Annotated in this window: 18 protein-coding genes; 12 read left to right on the forward strand and 6 right to left on the reverse strand. The window is 42.8% G+C overall.

From position 1 onward, the window contains the following. Nucleotides 1-26: 26 nt before the first annotated feature. The 10 genes from H9628_RS04865 (at nt 27) to H9628_RS04910 (ending at nt 8,725) form a co-directional block, all read left to right on the forward strand. Nucleotides 27-1,979 carry a DEAD/DEAH box helicase gene (locus H9628_RS04865; protein WP_251833004.1) on the forward strand — a complete coding sequence of 651 codons (1,953 nt, stop codon included), beginning with the start codon at nt 27-29 and terminating at the stop codon, nt 1,977-1,979. A 5-nt stretch (nt 1,980-1,984) separates the two neighbouring features. Then, complete coding sequence (locus H9628_RS04870) at nt 1,985-3,640, forward strand: ATP-binding protein (protein ID WP_251833005.1); 1,656 nt, start codon at nt 1,985-1,987, stop codon at nt 3,638-3,640. Continuing rightward, nucleotides 3,637-4,407 (forward strand): HNH endonuclease, encoded by a 771-nt coding sequence (locus H9628_RS04875; RefSeq protein WP_251833006.1) that lies wholly within the window; start codon nt 3,637-3,639, stop codon nt 4,405-4,407. The genes H9628_RS04870 and H9628_RS04875 overlap by 4 nt, the downstream gene beginning before the upstream one ends. After that, entirely contained in the window at nt 4,385-5,350 is a 966-nt protein-coding gene (locus tag H9628_RS04880) for a hypothetical protein (protein WP_251833007.1), read from the forward strand. The genes H9628_RS04875 and H9628_RS04880 overlap by 23 nt, the downstream gene beginning before the upstream one ends. Nucleotides 5,351-5,452: 102 nt before the next feature. After that, nucleotides 5,453-5,779, forward strand: a complete 327-nt coding sequence (locus tag H9628_RS04885) for a hypothetical protein (protein ID WP_251833008.1) — start codon at nt 5,453-5,455, stop codon at nt 5,777-5,779. A 70-nt stretch (nt 5,780-5,849) separates the two neighbouring features. Continuing rightward, a complete protein-coding gene (locus H9628_RS04890; protein ID WP_251833009.1) occupies nt 5,850-6,419 on the forward strand; it encodes a Crp/Fnr family transcriptional regulator in 570 nt (189 codons plus the stop codon). Between the two features lie 65 nt (nt 6,420-6,484). Further along, a complete protein-coding gene (locus H9628_RS04895; protein ID WP_251833010.1) occupies nt 6,485-7,006 on the forward strand; it encodes a GlcG/HbpS family heme-binding protein in 522 nt (173 codons plus the stop codon). A 16-nt stretch (nt 7,007-7,022) separates the two neighbouring features. Next, on the forward strand, nt 7,023-7,421 hold the full coding sequence (gene uraH / locus H9628_RS04900; protein ID WP_394368175.1) for a hydroxyisourate hydrolase: 399 nt from the start codon (nt 7,023-7,025) through the stop codon (nt 7,419-7,421). A 140-nt stretch (nt 7,422-7,561) separates the two neighbouring features. Further along, a complete protein-coding gene (locus H9628_RS04905) occupies nt 7,562-8,329 on the forward strand; it encodes an META domain-containing protein (RefSeq protein ID WP_251833011.1) in 768 nt (255 codons plus the stop codon). 159 nt (nt 8,330-8,488) lie between these two features. After that, nucleotides 8,489-8,725: a hypothetical protein gene (locus tag H9628_RS04910; RefSeq protein WP_251833012.1), complete on the forward strand. Its 237-nt coding sequence runs from the start codon at nt 8,489-8,491 to the stop codon at nt 8,723-8,725. Nucleotides 8,726-8,875: 150 nt separating this feature from the next. Here the strand turns inward: H9628_RS04910 and prmA are convergent, their stop codons facing one another. The 4 genes from prmA to H9628_RS04930 all read right to left on the reverse strand — a co-directional run bounded on the left by prmA (nt 8,876) and on the right by H9628_RS04930 (nt 12,839). Further along, nucleotides 8,876-9,703, reverse strand: a complete 828-nt coding sequence (prmA, locus tag H9628_RS04915; protein WP_251833013.1) for a 50S ribosomal protein L11 methyltransferase — start codon at nt 9,701-9,703, stop codon at nt 8,876-8,878. 271 nt (nt 9,704-9,974) lie between these two features. After that, complete coding sequence (locus H9628_RS04920; RefSeq protein WP_317172608.1) at nt 9,975-10,517, reverse strand: VOC family protein; 543 nt, start codon at nt 10,515-10,517, stop codon at nt 9,975-9,977. Nucleotides 10,518-10,547: 30 nt separating this feature from the next. Then, a complete protein-coding gene (locus H9628_RS04925) occupies nt 10,548-11,549 on the reverse strand; it encodes a glycosyltransferase (protein WP_251833014.1) in 1,002 nt (333 codons plus the stop codon). A gap of 123 nt (nt 11,550-11,672) precedes the next feature. Continuing rightward, entirely contained in the window at nt 11,673-12,839 is a 1,167-nt protein-coding gene (locus H9628_RS04930; protein WP_251833015.1) for a THUMP domain-containing class I SAM-dependent RNA methyltransferase, read from the reverse strand. 160 nt (nt 12,840-12,999) lie between these two features. Here H9628_RS04930 and H9628_RS04935 point away from each other — a divergent pair, with 160 nt between their 5' ends. Next, on the forward strand, nt 13,000-13,743 hold the full coding sequence (locus tag H9628_RS04935; protein WP_251833016.1) for a class I SAM-dependent methyltransferase: 744 nt from the start codon (nt 13,000-13,002) through the stop codon (nt 13,741-13,743). Between the two features lie 13 nt (nt 13,744-13,756). After that, nucleotides 13,757-14,458 carry a ZIP family metal transporter gene (locus tag H9628_RS04940; RefSeq protein ID WP_251833017.1) on the forward strand — a complete coding sequence of 234 codons (702 nt, stop codon included), beginning with the start codon at nt 13,757-13,759 and terminating at the stop codon, nt 14,456-14,458. Nucleotides 14,459-14,511: 53 nt separating this feature from the next. Here H9628_RS04940 and H9628_RS04945 read toward each other — a convergent pair whose 3' ends face one another. Both H9628_RS04945 and H9628_RS04950 read right to left on the reverse strand, forming a co-directional pair. Continuing rightward, entirely contained in the window at nt 14,512-15,906 is a 1,395-nt protein-coding gene (locus H9628_RS04945) for an OmpP1/FadL family transporter (RefSeq protein WP_251833018.1), read from the reverse strand. Between the two features lie 27 nt (nt 15,907-15,933). After that, nucleotides 15,934-16,887 (reverse strand): prolyl-tRNA synthetase, encoded by a 954-nt coding sequence (locus H9628_RS04950; protein WP_251833019.1) that lies wholly within the window; start codon nt 16,885-16,887, stop codon nt 15,934-15,936. Nucleotides 16,888-16,948 lie beyond the last annotated feature (61 nt).

A 16,948-nucleotide genomic window follows, 5' to 3' on the forward strand; every position in this document is an offset into this window, starting at 1 on the left:
AACTTATAAATGGAAATCATTAATATATGAATCAGGTTATAGTCTTAAACAAGGAAATAAAAAAGATTGAGTTTGCAAACAAAACTTCTTCTTTAGTGCCTTTAACCCCTATGGACCTCTACAACCTGTTGCATATTAAGAAGGATATTTTTGGGATTTCTTACAGAGAAATTATAATTGATCAGGAAGTATCAGCATTAAAGGTAGTGAAATCACAAAATGAATTGGTAGTAAACGTGGACATAGGTTCAGAGTTCGCATCTTTATCATTTGAATTAACTTCGGTTTTTAAAACAAGGCAGCTTAATGTGGAGGAGGTTATTTTTATAACCGAAAACAATTACCTGATTAAAAATGGAGAAGTATTGTCGGTGGATAAAGAATCTGTTTTGTTTACCGCTGGTTTATTGGAGAAGCTTGATGCTTCCGGCAATTTACCCCTGCTTCTTGCGCTTGAACTTTATTCACAACGTGACAAATACTCTTGCTTAAAATTTTCAAGCGAGCAGCTTGATTTTAAGCAGATTTTAGAAAGTAATTTATATACCGGTAATTCATCTCTATTTATTAGGGACCTGTATGACTATCAGAAAGATGGCTTAAAGTGGTTGCAGTACTGTTGTATAAACAAAATCGGCGGTATTCTTGGCGATGATATGGGTTTGGGTAAAACGGCACAGATTATAGCATTAACTGCCTGGCTTCTGGAAAGGAAGATTTTTGAAAATATATTAATTGTTGTGCCCAGTACGCTTCTTGAAAACTGGAAAAGAGAATTTTTATTTTTTTCCCCTGCTTTGGAGCCATATGTACACCATGGCTCTGTCAGAACCGGCTCAGTAGAATTACTTAAAAGCAAAGATATTGTTATCACGTCGTACTCAATGATCATTAATGACCAGTATTTATTTAACAAATTAAAATGGGGTGCGATAATAATTGATGAAGCCAGCTTAATTAAAAATCCAGATTCGGAAAGAAAGATCTCTTTAAGTAATATAGAAGCTGAAGTAAAAATAGCAATGACAGGAACTCCGGTCGAAAATTCATTACTCGATCTGTGGTCATTAACAGACTTTGTATTGCCTGGTTATTTCGGCACACGGGAATCTTTTACTAATAAATTTATAAAAAAAGATATCGAGCAGACTTTAATAGAGTCGGACCTGTCCTCGCTCCGCAATGAAACATCTTTTATTATGCTTCGGCGAAAAAAAGAAGATGTATTGGATTCGTTGCCGGATAAAATTGATATACACCAGGCTCTCGAAATGTACGGCAATGAAGCCTCATTGTATAATAATGAGCGTGAGTCTATATTAGCCCGGATAAAAACGGAAAGTCCGGCTAATGTTTTTACACTGATTCAAAATCTTAGACAATATACAACCCACCCTTTACTGCTCGATTCACCTTCATTTGAAAATGCTGATGTAAAACAGCTGTCGAACGCCAGTTCAAAGTTTACCAGAACGATTGAAATACTTGATGAAATCAGGATCCGTAATGAAAAGGTTATAATCTTCACTGAATATCTGAAAATGATAGATACTTTCAAAAGAGTATTGGAGGAACATTATGCAACCACTATTTTCACTATAGACGGCAGAGTCGAAGTTTCGGAAAGACATAAAAGAATCGATGATTTTTCTGCATTCGAAGGCTTCAGTATAATGGTTTTAAATCCTAAAACCGCCGGTATGGGGCTGAATATCACCGCTGCAAACCATGTTATTCATTACACTCGTCAGTGGAATCCGGCACTGGAGGAACAAGCTACTGCCAGATCATACCGCAATAAACAGGAAAAAAATGTTAATGTTTACTATTTATATTACGTCAATACAATAGAGGAAATGATAGATAACCGCCTGCGAAATAAACGACAGCTTTCGGGTGAGGTTGTAACTTCAACGTCCGATGATTTATCTTTTGACGACTACCTCTCTTCACTAAGCAAAACACCAATTATAAAATAAATTTTATGACAGATTCTTTAGACACACTGGATGAAATGAAACCATCGGCCGCCCGCCTTGTAGAAAGCTTAAGAGATACCGGCTATATCTTTACAACCTCGGTCGCTGATATTGTGGATAATTCAGTATCAGCGGACGCAGATCAAATTGAGATCATATTGCAAACAGATTTCGGTAATAATCCCTCATTGTGGATTGCTGATAATGGTAACGGTATGGACGAAGCAGCTCTGGAAGCAGCTATGATTTATGGGTCTCCGCTAAGACCGAGTCCCAAATCACTTGGAAAGTTTGGTATGGGTTTGAAGACAGCTTCAACTTCTTTTTGTCGCAAATTAACTGTGATTTCTAAAAAGGACAATCAGTTATCAATAAGGCAGTGGGATCTGGATACAATTAAAAAATTAGACAAGTGGATATTGTTGAGACCCGAAATGGAAGATTATGAGGAAGAAGTAGCTTTTTTAAATAAGGTGACAGTAGGTAAAAATGGAACCATTGTCATCTGGGAATCAATCGACCGCCTTGTAAGATCGACAGGTGACGGTTCTCTAAAGAAGCAGCTTGATAAAATTGAACAGGAATTACGCGAACATTTATCGGGGGTCTTTTTTAATTTTTTAAGTGGAAGCAGTGGTAATCCTAAGATAGAGATCTTTGTAAATAAAACTCCGCTAGAGCCTTGGGATCCCTTCTGTCGTTGGCTTAATGATGACGGTGCGAAAAGGGTGGAAATTCACGAAAACAAGCCTTTTCAAATAACGGAAATGAAAGATGGCGAAGAAGAAGTGATCGGTGAATTCTATGTTAATATTTATATTCTCCCTACTAAAAGTGAACTTAATACCGAGGAGGAAAAAAAAGCAAGATATGGTTTGGATAATCAAGGCTTTCACGTTTTCCGCGAAGGTCGGATGATTTATTCAGGGGGATGGCCCCATAGGTTATTTGTCAAGGACCCTCACTTAAATTTGATTAGGGTGGAGTTATTGTTCGATCACAAACTGGACCACTACTTTCAAATAGATATTAAAAAATCACGGATAGATCTACCGAAGGATTTACGCGAACACTTGAAAAAAGTGATTGCACCGGCAAGAAATGAAGCGAACCGCAGGTATCGTGTGGGTACTGCAGGTAAGGTGAAAAATAATAATGAGCTCTTAAATGAACAGCATGCAAAGTCCAGTACTGCGATCGAAAAACATCATGCATCAGCAACCAGCGGATCTGTCGTGAACAATATTGATACGAGCAGTGGTGAAGCTGAAATCAAAAATAAGTTCGGTACGACGAGGGTTAAACTACAGTTCGATTTCGAAGACTCCCGCGTAATTGAAACAAAAGAAAATCTGACGGATGGTGTCCTGTGGAGTCCCGGTCTGGTGGACGGAAACAGACATGCCGTTTTTATCAATCAGTCGCATGAATTCTACAAAAAGTTCTATCTGGCTAACAAGGATAATTCAGCCTTGATTATTGCGATGGATTCATTATTGTGGAGCCTTGCTGAAGCCGAGCTGAGTGTAATGAGTGATACCGTAAAAAGAAATCTTGAAGATATGCGCGTCAGTGTATCACGATCATTAAGAACATTGGCAGAAGAGCTTCCTGAAATAAAGGAAGAGCTTAATTATGAATCCACTGAATCTATTGAATGAGTTCTTTTAAATCCTACTGTGAAAAAAAATTTCCCGAAAACTGGGAAATCCTCGATAAAGATGGAGGATTGTTTCAGTTCCGTGATAATTCCATAGCTAAAGGAACAGGTTTCCTTGTGATGGTACTGGAAGAAAGTTCAAAATATGAAGTACAGCTAAAATTTGAAAATTTTGCGAGAACTCTGTCATCTCATGCAGCACAAAGCCTCGCTGACCCTGCAAGTCCGCTAAAAAATTTGCTGGAAATATATGAAAACATTTCTGTTATAGTTCACAAACACTACATTGAAAAAAATCTAGATCCTTCAACACGCAAATTTGAAAATTGGGATTTTAATTTAATATATAAAAAGAGAGGCGGCGGCGATCATGCAGATAGTTTTTCGGATATTTTAATATCCTTTATTTTAAACATCTTTCCATACAACGTCGAAGCAGAGGAAGAGGGATCAGCTAAATCAGACTTGCTAACACGATACGAGCGTAGCCACAGAAACAGGTCACTATGTATTGCTTACCATGGTTACAATTGCAAGGTTTGCGGATTAAGAATGAAGGACTTATACGGTGATATTGCCAGGGATTACATACATGTTCACCATTTGAATCCGATTTCAGAAAACGGCGTAATTAAACCCGACCCGATTAAAGATTTCGTTCCCCTTTGTCCTAACTGTCACGCAATAGCGCATTTAAAAAACCCGCCACTGACAGTACAAGAAATTCAACTCAAAATTAAAGAGAATGGAAATACACACGCTAAATAAACACGACTTCAAAAAATATCTGCTTGCGCAATTACCTGACAGCAGGCAGGAAGAATTAATATTCTGGAAAAAAGCTATCCCTCTTCCTGTAGATCTTGTTTACAAAATATTTGATTCCAGAGGCGAGCTCTTTAAAATATATCTGGATCACATTTCAGCAGTTACGTTATACTTTTTTGCAGCTGAGTCTGAAAAAACAGATTACATTCAGCAAATAAATAATCTCCCCAATTCCGGTACCGAACTTTTAAGTGACAGATTGAATGATCAGTTCGAAAAATATTATTTTGACTCTGATATTTCCGCTTTAACTGCAACACTCGCGGAAAAATTATTTGTTGTGGAGTATAAATTCTCCGTTGAAGATTATATTCATGCCCTTTCCCACGAAGGTCGGAAGTACCGCCGGCTTTACGTCCCCCAAAAAATAAAAGAAAGCCTACGAGAGTACCATCCGGCAATGCTTAATTATATAGGAGTTTCGAACGGAGATATGTTCGGAAACATAGTTGCAGATCATCTGGGAGTATACAGGAGTGGTTTTTCAGATGCTTTTGCTGCTATATTTAATAAATTACTTGATTTTGTTGTTGCTAAGACTTATGAGCACAAGGTAGATATTTCTGCAGCCTCCGGAATAAGAATCACTCAGGTCACAGAACCGCCGCAGCAATACTTAAAACCTGAAACAGGAACCGTTGCAGACGGAAGTTTATGGGAACCACGTTACCGCGATGCGAAATCTACTTTTATACTCAACGAAAGACATCCGTATTTGGAGTTAATTGATAAAAAATCCGGCATTGAAGTTTTAGCTGATCTGGCAGGGCAGTCTGCATTGATAGAAAATGAAACGCTCCAGGATTCCAAAGCTAAAATTCTGGAAAACTTTAGACAGGAAATTTCCCGTAAGCTCAGATTAATCGCTGAGAATCCTACTTAATTATGTTGACGTTGCCCACTTCTTTCGACAAAGCAACAAAGAGTTCCAAGATATTAGTTTAAAATTTATAATGAGAAATCACTTGAACTCAGCAGCGAGGTGGTGAACGCAAAATATCTGCTGCTTCGGCGGAGCGGACATACTTACGCTTCGGATCTCTTCGAAATAATAAGTAAAGGCCCAAAAGTATTCTCGCGCCAGCATCTGAAGGAACTGAATTATCCAGCTTCCAAAAGTCCGAAAGACCATTATCTGGCCATCAAAATCCGCAAGGTCCCCGATCCCGAGTTTGAAAATGTACGCTGGGATTTCATACGACTGGAAGCTTACCAAAAGATTCAACGTGAAGAGCCAAACCCCTACTCTAAGGCAGGCCTTCCGTTTACGGTGTCGCTTACTGAACTGATGAGGACCAAAACCAAATTGTAAAACGCATTTCCATCAGCACTTCAATGGTCCGGAAATTGACCTTTGCCAATGATCCCAGCTTCTGACCTTCATGTATGAATTATTAAAACACTTTATCCTCACGCGAAAGCCTGCCGATGAGGCGGCGCTGCAGCGCATTTTTGCATGTTTCAGCCCGGTGAAGACGGCGCGGCGGGAGATTTTGCTGGACCGGAACCAGTTGTGCCGGCATTATTACTTTATTAATTCGGGCGCCCTGCGCATCTTTACCACAGATCAGGACGGGAATGAAAGTTCGCGATACTTTGCTTTCGAGGGAAACTTCATCACCGCGCTGCCCAGCTTTATAGACCAGCTGCCTGCAGATGAATACCTGCAGAGTATTGAGCCCTCGGATCTGCTGCGCATTGGCCGCGCCGATTTCTACGAACTGGTGGCCACCGAGCCCGCTTTTGCGGCCATCTACACTGAAATCCTGGAAGTGGGATTCATTAACGCACAGAAAAGAATCTACGGTTTCCAAAGTTTTGATGCCGAAGAAAAGGTAAAATGGGTGATCCGTCACCAGCCTTTGCTGCTGCAGCGCCTGTCCAACAAAATGGCGGCTACCTATCTGGGACTTTCACCCTCTACCCTGAGCCGGATTAAATCCAGAATTTAAGGAAAACGTTGACCTGGAGCAACATTTTCTACGTAACGGCAAATTACCTTTGCTGAAATTTAAGTATGAAAATGTACCTTCCCTTTCTGATTCTGCTGTCCACACTGACTTTGGCACAACGCCGCCCGGAGCATACGCCGAAACCGCTTGCCACTTTGGTAAAGCCGGCGGATCATCTCACTTTGGAGGCTGCGCTGGAGCTTGCAAAGAGAAGTACTGCTCAGGCTGCGCAGTTGGATAAGCAAGTCTCCATAGCCGTGCTGGACGCCTCCGGAACCGTTATCCTGCTTATGCGCGGCGACGGTGTGGGTCCGCACAATACCGAGGCGGCCAGGCGTAAGGCCTACACGGCGGTATCCACCAAAACAGCGACGCTGGCGCTGCTGAGGAACGCCGCAGCCAACGCCTATACCCATAACCTGAACACCCTGCCCGATCTCCTGCTCCTGAGTGGCGGTGTACCCATTTGGTACCGCGGCAATGTGATAGGCAGCCTAGGTGTGGCAGGTGGCGGCAGCCCCGAAAATGACGATGCGATCGCGCGTGCGGCCGCTATTCCGGAGAAAGGAATCTTAACATCCAAATAATCCAAAAATGATCAATATGAAAAAAATGTTTTTTACTGCTGTCTTTGCAGTCCTGTCGGTTTTCGCTTTCGGCCAGACCTACAGCCATCAGCTTTCCAGTCACATTCTGGATGTCTCGCGCGGCACTCCTGCCAGCGGTGTAAAGATCCGCCTTGAAAAGCAGGTGGCCGGAACCTGGACTTTTGTGGATGAAAAAACCACCGATGCCAACGGCCGGATTACCGATTTTCTGCCGGGTAATACATCCAACGGCATCTTTAAACTGACCTATCTGGTGAGCGATTACTTCAAAAAGAACAATACAGAAAGCTTTTACCCTTTTATTGAGGTGGTTTTCCAGATCCGCGATGAGCAGCACTATCATGTTCCCATTACGCTCTCGGCTTACGGTTATTCCACTTACAGAGGAAACTAAGGAGAGGTGCAGAGGTTGGCTGCCGCTTTCTGACCGTTGAGTTTACAAACCGTTTTCAAACTTTAATATCATTCTAATTGGGGCCTCAGCCACGTTCGGCACGGTATTCTGATGAATGCAATTATTTAAAATTATACCATATGAAATTACTAATGACAGCGGTGCTGGCAGCTATTGTAACAAGCTGTACGCCTATGCAGAATGCAAAAACCGAAGCTTCAAATACGGTAAATAAAACGTGGGAACTTATCTCCCTGGACGGTCAGCAGGTGAATGCGACGTTACCGGTTTATATTAGCCTGGACGGAACTAATAAAGTGAGCGGTAAAACAGGCTGCAACACCCTGATGGGGAATTATTCCATCACCAACGGAACGCAGATACGATTCTCACAACTGGCAAGTTCGCGCATGATGTGTGCACCTGCTGACATGAATATTGAAAAAGATGTGCTTGAAGTACTGAACACAGCAGACAACTTTACGCTGAGTGACGGGAAACTGATGCTGAATGTGGGTAGAAGGGCCCAATTGGCCGTGTTTGCGGAAATGAGCACCAATCCCGTTCTTAATAAATACTGGAAACTGACCGTCCTGGACGGTAAGCCTGTGACCATGGAGGCGGCCCAGGAACGTGAGGCGCATTTTATCCTGAGAAGCGACGGCAGCATCAGCGGTTTTGGTGGGTGCAATGGCTTCAGCGGTTCTTATGAACTTAAGGACAGTAGCAAAATCTCATTTAATGAAAATATGGCCGTCACCATGAGGGCCTGCACGGAACTCAAAATGGATGAGCGCGCCTATCTGAATGTATTTCATAACGCGGACAGTTACACCCTGAACGGAGATACCTTACACCTTAAGAAAGGCAACAGCGCGCTGGCTGTCTTTGAGGCCATCTATTTCTGACTAACCAGCGGCGCAATAGGCGTTATCATTAAATAATCATAAATCAGGCAAGCACTGTTCTCCGCATAATTTGCAGAGAATGGTGCTTTTTTTCGCCGCATCATCCTATATCTGAATCGCCCGGCCGTAATTAAATAACTTTGCTTTAAATGTTAACTTTTGGTACAGCCCATTCAAATTTTTGATGCGAAGAATATTTTTGATTATATAGAAATCAAACATCCGTATCATCCGAAGAATCCGGCATTTTTAATTCTGAGAAATGGGCTGGTGGTTTATCATGAAAATGTAGACAAAATAGAACTTAGCGGAAATCACGTGGCGCTTATTGATTCGCGGCGGGTGTACGAAATCCTGGAGATCAGTGAGGATCTGGAACTTCAGCGCATCCCGTAATTTCCTTCGGGCTATCTGCAATATAAGTCCAATATAAGTCCAATAAAACTCCAATAGTCTATTGGAGTTTTAATACAGTTACATTAAAGTTTCATTGAATTTAAACCTAATCAGGCCGCAAGAATCCATTCGTTAAAATCCTACGCGAGTTTACTTCTCGAGCCACAGCGACACCCATTCTTCCCTCTGAAGCTGTCTTTTCAGATTAAGATTCTGTTGCGTGCAAACTTCCATGATGTCCGCTACATCAAAAAAGCAAAGCCCTGAAAGCAGAATGCTTCCGCCGTCGTTCAGGACGGAAACATAAGTCGGGATATCTGAAATAAGGATATTGCGGTTGATGTTGGCCAGAATGATGTCAAAGTTTTCGCCACCCAGATTTTCGCCGGTTCCCTGCGAGATTTCGAGTTCGACGTTGTTGCGCACCGCATTTTCTTTTGAATTTTCTACAGACCATTCGTCAATATCGATCGCCACCGTTTTTCCTGCGCCTTTCTGTTTCGCGAAAATGGCAAGTACAGAAGTTCCGCAGCCCATATCCAGCACCGTTTTACCCTCAAAATCCATGTCCAGCATCTGCTGGATCATCAGATAAGTGGTGGCGTGATGTCCGGTGCCGAAAGACATTTTCGGCTGTATGATGATTTCGTGCGGCAGATTTTGGTTTTCGTGAAATTCTGCGCGGATGGAAACCTGATTTTCGACGTTGATCGGATCAAAGTTTTTTTCCCATTCCTCATTCCAGTTGATATTCGGCATTTCGCTGTACGTGTAGCTGATCTCAACTTCCGGGTGGGTGAGCAGACTCACGTTTTGCAGACTGCTTTCGGTGAACAGATCCTTCTGAATATAACCCAGGATGCCATCGTGTTCCTCCGTAAAACTGTCGAATCCCACTTCGATGAGCTCAGCCATCAGGATTTCATTCCAGGGTTGTAGAGGTTCTATTTTAAATGTAAATTCAAGATAAGTCTGCATACGTTATGTTTTTTAAAATTAATTTATCTGGCCGCCATTTCCGGCTTTCGCTACTCGCTTCCCACGCCCTGCCGGTCGCGGGAGAGCTCAGACAGGCCGCTCAATCCGGGGCGCGGTGAATCGCGGTTTTCCAAGTGTTTGCTGTCAGTCTCCTGCGAAACGCAATCGGGATTTTTCGTACCGAACTTTGTTTCCCGGGTTTCGCACTTCACTTTCATTAATGCACTGAACCTCATGTGTGTTTCTGTCGTTCAGCTTCATTCAGGCTTTGCTATTTTGTCGTCTCACCGCCCATTTCCGTGAACCCCTTGTCAATAGGTTCCCAAAGTTCGATCTTGTTTCTTTCTGCGTCCATGATGTGCACGAACTTTCCATAATCAAAGGTCTCAATCTCGTCAAGAACAGTCACACCGTTATTTTTGAGTTTTTCGACAAGTCCTTCGATATTCTGGACGCGATAATTTATCATAAACTCCTTTTTTGACGGCGAAAAGTATTCACTTCCCTGTTTGAAAGGACTCCACTGTAAATAATTGATTTCCTCCGGTCTCTTTGCATTTCGAAATTCAAAACTTGAACCCCACTGGTTCACCTCGAGTCCTAAATTTTCTGAGTACCATTCTCTCGTCTTTTCGGGATTTTCGGAGAAAAAGAAAATTCCCCCAATTCCTGTCACTTTCGGTGTTGTGTCTTCCTGCGAAAGTGGGTTTTCAGCCTGATCTTTTTGTTCTGCCATGTTTTTTGATTTGTAGGGTGTCACTGCGCAGTTTATCAGCATTGCAAAAATGGATACCGAAATTATTAATTTTTTCATCGCTTATCACTATTTAGTTATCGGATAACCTTAAGATTTGTGAAAATGTGTGGGGAAAGCTTCCTCCGGTCTCTGCCGGAATATATTGAGCAGTATCCATGATTTCAGAAAACCGTAGCCATATGAAAACATCTGGATATACGTGGAAAGTATGGCGAATGCCGCGATGCTGATATTGCGCGTTTTGTACAGTGCATGGAAAAATACCAGCAGCGTATATAGGCCGTAAAAACCGAGTATGAGGCCTTTTTGAAAGATAAAATATTCAGTGAAACCCATCACGTAACCAAGCAGGAAGAAGGTGGGAAACGCGAAAGAAAGTTTTACGTACTCGGGATGGCGCTGGTTCAAAATCGGGCGCGCACAGCCAAACTGATAGACCTGTTTTGAGAATTTGCCGAAATCTACGCGACGCTTGTGATAGACGCCGATATCATCGAAGAAAGCGGTTTTGAAGCCATTTTCCCACAATGTCATCGACAGATCGGGATCTTCGCCGACGCGCATCTCCGAGAAACCACCCACTTTTTCAAATGCAGCTTTCCGTACGCCCATGTTGAAACTCCGCGGCTGAAATTTACTCACGGATTTTTTGTTGCCGCGGATGCCGCCTGTCGTGAAAACCGAAGTCATCGAGTAGGAGATGGCTTTCTGCATCAGGTTAAAACCTTTGTGGGCTTTATCCGCGCCGCCGAAGGCATCGCAATCTGATATTTCAATGTTTTTTTTAATGTTTTGGATGTAATCTGTCTCCACGATCACATCTGAATCCACGAACACAAGCCATTCATTTTTTGCACGTCTGGCACCATAATTCCGCGAGAGTCCGGGGCCGGTATTTTCTTTCCGGAAAAACTGTATCTGCAGCGTTTCATCGAAGATCGCGACCGTGGGCCTGAGGTCGATCATCGATCCATCGTCCACAATGATGATTTCGAAATCTTTGTCCGTTTGCTTCGTCAGTGACGTCAGCAGCTCGAACAGTTCGTCTTTGCGGTTGTAGATGGCGATGATGAGGGAGAGAGAAGGCAATTCGTTAATTTGAAAATTTGAAAATGGGTTAATTTGAAAATGTAACAATTTACCATTTTAACCATGGAAGTTTACTGGTGAAAATTGCTACATTGTTAAATTGATATATTGCTGGATTATTAATTACTGATTGTTTTCCAGTTTATGCACTTTCTTCGTGCCTTCATACATTTCAAACTGCAGGAAACGGCATTCGAGTTTTCCGTTGTAAAGTTTGATTCTGCGTGATGGTCTTAAACCTACTTTTTTAGCCGCATCCAAATCTGAAGAGATGAACCAGGCCAGCGTATTCGGATAGCTTTTCTTGAAAGTGTCTCCTATTTTCTTATAAAATTCATCGTCGGTGATTTCGATACGTTCATCGTAGGGCGGATTGAAAACCATCAGCAGCGGGAAAAGCTCTTTTTTAGACTCGAAGAAATCCTGTCTTTTAATCTCGATCACATCTTCCATTTCGGCTGCTTCCACATTGAGATGCGCGGCATTGAGCATTTGAGAATCCAAATCATAACCGACAATCTTTCCGGTGAATTCTTTAATACGGTTGATCCGTACTTCCTTGATTTTCTGGAAAAGTTCTGCATCGTAATTTTTCCAGTTTTGGAATGCGAATTTCTTACGGAAAATCTGCGCTGGCAGATCCATCGCGATCATCGCGGCTTCGATCAGCAAAGTTCCCGAACCGCACATGGGATCCAGGAAGTTTCCTTTCCCGTCCCAACCTGCGAGTTGCAGCATGCCGCTGGCTAACACTTCATTGATCGGTGCTTCGCCCTGTTCGCGGCGGTAACCTCTTTTAAAAAGCGCGTCGCCGGAAGCGTCGAACGATACCGTTACCAATTCCCGGTCGATATGCAGGTGGAATTTGATGTCCGGATCCGTCGTATCAACATTTGGTCTTTTACGGTGATGGAATTTAAAATAATCGACGACTGCATCTTTCATTTTCTGCGACATGAACTGCGAATGTCTGAATCTTTCGGAATAAACCGTTGCATCAATTGCGAAACTCTGGTCCACACTCATGTAATCGTCCCACGGGAAGGCAAAAAGTTTGTCATAAAATCGGCTTTCGTCCCAGGCTTTGAATGTCAGCACCGGTACCAAAATCTTGAGTGCGGTTCGTGCAGAATAATTGATCTTATAAAGGAAACCCAGGTCACCCTCACAGTTTACCGCGCGATTTTTGATCTCGACATTGGTGCCGCCTAATTTTTTTATCTCTTCAGCCAATACCGGCTCAAGGCCGAAAAAAGTTTTGATCTGTATTTTTAAATTTTGTGTGTCCATTATTTGTTTGCGGGGTTTATACTGAACCGGCTGTGTGTTAAATATTTAGCCGGAATAGCTTCCTTTCGGTTCTCTAGAAATTATTGTTGGGCGGATTTGCAGAAGTCTCAAACACGCGTATTCGTAGTTCAGGATTTGCAAAAATAGTTATTTTTGCAGAATGGCATGGTTTCAAACATGGTTTAATACCCCTTATTATCACATTCTTTACAGCGACCGGAATTACGAAGAGGCTGAACATTTTATTACCTTGCTTCTGCAGGATTTAAAGATTCCCGAAGGTTCCAAAATTATAGATTTAGCGTGCGGCAAAGGCCGTCACTCGGTTTTTCTCAATAAAAAAGGCTACGATGTTCTCGGTCTCGATCTTTCCGAAGAAAGCATTAAACACAACCAAACATTTGCGAATCCTTCTTTAAAATTTGAAGTTCACGACATGCGAAACGAGATTTTCCCGGATGTGAGCGCGCAAAAAGTGGATGCCGTTTTCAACCTTTTCACCAGTTTCGGATATTTTGACAGCCCGGAGGAGGACCGGAAGATCTTTAAGTCGATAAATAATGTGCTGTTGCCCGGCGGTTTTTTTGTGCTTGATTTCCTGAATGAGAAATGGGTGAAAAATACACTGGTGCCGGAAGAAAAGCTCGTAAAGCAGGGTATTGAGTTTAAGATTAAGAAAAAAATTGAAAACCAATTTGTTATTAAAGACATTCACTTTACAGCAGAAGATAAGGAGCATCATTACTATGAGCGCGTCAAGCTGCATTCACCCGAAACAATCAAGGAATATGCTGCCGAATTGGGTCTGGAAACCGTGAAAACGTACGGTGATTATTCGCTCGGCGAATATGATGCGGAGACTTCGACGCGCTGCATAAGTGTATTCCGAAAAGTCACTAACTAAACAGAAAAATTTTATGTTGCCGATAATAATCCTGCTGGTTCTTAGTGTCGTCATTGGCGTTTTTTTGGGAAAGTTCTTTGGGTCTCAGCAGAAGTTCGCTAAGAACCTGCTCATCCTGAGTGCCGGTTTCCTGATAACAGTATGTCTCAATGAAGTTTTCCCGGAGATCTACACAAGCGACATCAAAAATATCGGCCTGTTTGTGATCGCGGGTGTACTGCTCCAGATGCTGCTAGAAAATCTCACCAAAGGTTTTGAGCATGGGCATTTTCATCACCACCACGAGCAAAAGAACATCCTGCCGCTGGCACTGATGCTGGGAATGTTTGTGCACGCGTTCCTCGAGGGAATTCCACTCGCAAATGAAACGGATGTTTTCAGTCCTTATCTGATGGGTATTCTTTTCCACAATTTACCGATCTCATTTGTCCTGGGCGCATTTTTATCACAGAAAAAAATGCAGTTTTCGACTTCTTCACTGCTGATCATTGGCATTTTCGCTATTGCTTCGCCACTCGGTCTGATGCTTGGGAACTTCTTTAATCCGGCCTATAAAGTGTACTTTCTGGCGCTTGTTGGCGGCATTTTTCTGCATATTTCATCGGTGATCATCTTTGAGAGCAACAAGAACCACAATATTGATTATGTAAAAATACTGATGGTGATCTGCGGTGTGGCTCTGGGGATGTTCGGTCATCTCTTTCACGCACATTAAAAAAAGCTCCGGATAATTCCGAAGCTTTTATTCATATGTGAAGTCTATTGTTCTTAAAATTTCCAGCCCAAAGTTACGAAGAAGTTATTCTGCGTACTTTCAACATCTGAAACGAGATAGTTAGAAGAATTAAGGGCTGTATTACCTGAATAATATCCAGTTCCTGCAGTTTGTGAACCGTACAGGAATGGATTTGAATAGTCTGAATTAACATATTGATATGCAGCATCGATATAAAACGATCTGAAATCATAACCGATACCTGCGCCAACTGTATTTCTGCTGCTGACAAACATATTATCAAATGATCTGTTCGCACCGCTTCCGGCATTATCAAAAGCACTTATGGAAACCGAATCGAAAGGACTTGCAGCATAACCATAACCTGCGCGCAATCTGAAGGCATCAAGTCTGTATTCGGCACCGATTTTTACTTCTGAGTTGCTGGTGTAGCTGTCTGAAAAGAAATCATTAAGAACCGTTTCCGCCTCGCCATACACTTTATACTTAGGTTTTGTGAGCCCCAGTGAATAATCTACGTTAACCGAAAAGTTTTTATTGGCTACATATGCGGCACTCAGCGTTGCTTTCAGCGGTGAGGAAAGTTTGCGGTCTTCGTAGTAAGATCCGTATGTGGAAATAGGGTAGGAGTTATAGATACGCTCAATATTCCACCAGGTAGGCGTTTCCACTGCTGCACCCACTCGGAAATTCGGATTGATCTTTCCAATCACACCCACAGACGCAGAAAAACCGCTGGCAGACTCAGAAAAAGGCGTGAACTGCTTGTCAAAATACTCTACTGATCCTGTTGCATTTGTGAACGCTGCTGAATCAAACTGGTCAAGGATCGAGTTGTGAAAGTTTACGCCAACTCCGACGTAAATTCTGTTAGCATAGTTTCCACCTACCGCGATGCCGGTCTTGTTCAGATTTCCATAGCGGTTGTACGCATGACCTGCAAATCCAAAATTTTGCACATTCTGGTTATCATCCACATATTCCAATGACACGTTACTGTTTCCCGGAGTTTCGGTATAATCGTCAAGTGAGCGGTTTGAGTACGATACACCAACGTTTACAAATTTCCAGTTGGAAGATGAAACCGGAAATACCGCGATTCCGCCGGAATTGGTAATGTCTGTATTGTTTGTTTTATACTCCACAGACTGGTTATTCAGCCGTGAAACATTATTCTGTGACTGTATGCCCAACGTAGCCGAGAAATCATTAGCGATGCTGACACCGATGCCGGCAGGGTTTGAATTGATCACCGAATATTCACCACCTAAGGCGCCCATTGAGCCTGCCATAGCGTTGTATTTAGCAGAACCCTGAAAAGTGGAGCTCGAATATACGTCCGCTGTATTCTTTATCGTCGAAACATCCTGTGCGTTCATCAGATAAGCCGCAGCAAGGGATGTGATCATCAATGTTTTTCTGATCATTATTTGATTTAAATATTTAAATTAAAATTATCTTCTGAAACCACCCGATGAGCGTGTACTGCCGGAGGTAGCGCCACCACTGAAGCCGCCTCTGCTGCCACCGGAACGGAAGCCGCCATCGCTGCCACTGTTGCTTCTGAACCTGGGTTCGTTGTAGGTAGGAGTCGTCTGGCGTGGCGTACTCTGTCTCGGAGACATCTCACGCGTGTTGTTCTGGAAATCGCGCTGTCTCGGCTGTGTAGTCTGATTCCGGAAGCCACTGTTTTCTGAACTTCTTGGCGCTGTTCCGTTGCGGAACCCGGCGCTGTTATTCGTGTTTCTCAGACTGTTGCTAGAGCTACGGATGTTTCTGAATCCGTTGTCAGTACCGCTTCTTCTGTTCGTGAAGCCGCCTTGATAAGTATTATACCCATTTGCATATCCATATCCGTAAGGATTGTACATGTAGTAAGGACTGTAGCCGTAATACGGGTGATAGTAGTCGTAGAAACCGCCGTAGTAGCTGTACCATGGATTATATCCGAAGCCCCACGGATTATAATATCCGCCGTAGCCCCATGGGCTGTAATATCCGCCGAATCCCCAGGGTGAGCCCCAACCAAAAGTCATTCCCCAGCCGAAGCCACTGTAATAACCGTATGGGTAGCCCCAGTTATCGCTGTAATACGTGTTTGTTCCTGCGTAGGTTCCCCAGTCTGAGCCCTGCGCTTCGCGCCAGCTTTCATTTCGGTTCTCCGTGTTGAGGTAAACGTTTTGGTCCTCATTAGCCTGATAGTTATAATAATCGCCAACTCTATTGCTGTTGTGGGTCATAGACCCTTCCGGAAGTGTGTCACGGTTTGGGTCATAGTAGACCCCGTCTGTTTCTGTATAGCCACCTGTCTGGATGACACAGGAGGTTAACACAAAACTTCCCGCAAGCATCAAAACAACTTTAGATTTTAATGCCTGCAGGATATTTTTATAAGTAATTTTTTCCATGATAGGTGAAAAGTTTTAAATTGAATTATATTTGCAATTCATACCAAAATAATACTGCCGA

Source organism: Kaistella pullorum, assembly GCF_014837035.1.
Lineage (GTDB): Bacteria > Bacteroidota > Bacteroidia > Flavobacteriales > Weeksellaceae > Kaistella > Kaistella rhinocerotis.

Coding starts and splice junctions, on each gene's coding strand:
- H9628_RS04865 (WP_251833004.1), top strand. CDS start 27: ATGAATCAGGTTATAGTCTTAAACAAGGAAATAAAAAAGATTGAGTTT.
- H9628_RS04870 (WP_251833005.1), top strand. CDS start 1,985: ATGACAGATTCTTTAGACACACTGGATGAAATGAAACCATCGGCCGCC.
- H9628_RS04875 (WP_251833006.1), top strand. CDS start 3,637: ATGAGTTCTTTTAAATCCTACTGTGAAAAAAAATTTCCCGAAAACTGG.
- H9628_RS04880 (WP_251833007.1), top strand. CDS start 4,385: ATGGAAATACACACGCTAAATAAACACGACTTCAAAAAATATCTGCTT.
- H9628_RS04890 (WP_251833009.1), top strand. CDS start 5,850: ATGTATGAATTATTAAAACACTTTATCCTCACGCGAAAGCCTGCCGAT.
- H9628_RS04895 (WP_251833010.1), top strand. CDS start 6,485: ATGAAAATGTACCTTCCCTTTCTGATTCTGCTGTCCACACTGACTTTG.
- uraH (WP_394368175.1), top strand. CDS start 7,023: ATGAAAAAAATGTTTTTTACTGCTGTCTTTGCAGTCCTGTCGGTTTTC.
- H9628_RS04905 (WP_251833011.1), top strand. CDS start 7,562: ATGAAATTACTAATGACAGCGGTGCTGGCAGCTATTGTAACAAGCTGT.
- prmA (WP_251833013.1), bottom strand. CDS start 9,703: ATGCAGACTTATCTTGAATTTACATTTAAAATAGAACCTCTACAACCC.
- H9628_RS04920 (WP_317172608.1), bottom strand. CDS start 10,517: ATGAAAAAATTAATAATTTCGGTATCCATTTTTGCAATGCTGATAAAC.
- H9628_RS04930 (WP_251833015.1), bottom strand. CDS start 12,839: ATGGACACACAAAATTTAAAAATACAGATCAAAACTTTTTTCGGCCTT.
- H9628_RS04935 (WP_251833016.1), top strand. CDS start 13,000: ATGGCATGGTTTCAAACATGGTTTAATACCCCTTATTATCACATTCTT.
- H9628_RS04940 (WP_251833017.1), top strand. CDS start 13,757: ATGTTGCCGATAATAATCCTGCTGGTTCTTAGTGTCGTCATTGGCGTT.
- H9628_RS04945 (WP_251833018.1), bottom strand. CDS start 15,906: ATGATCAGAAAAACATTGATGATCACATCCCTTGCTGCGGCTTATCTG.
- H9628_RS04950 (WP_251833019.1), bottom strand. CDS start 16,887: ATGGAAAAAATTACTTATAAAAATATCCTGCAGGCATTAAAATCTAAA.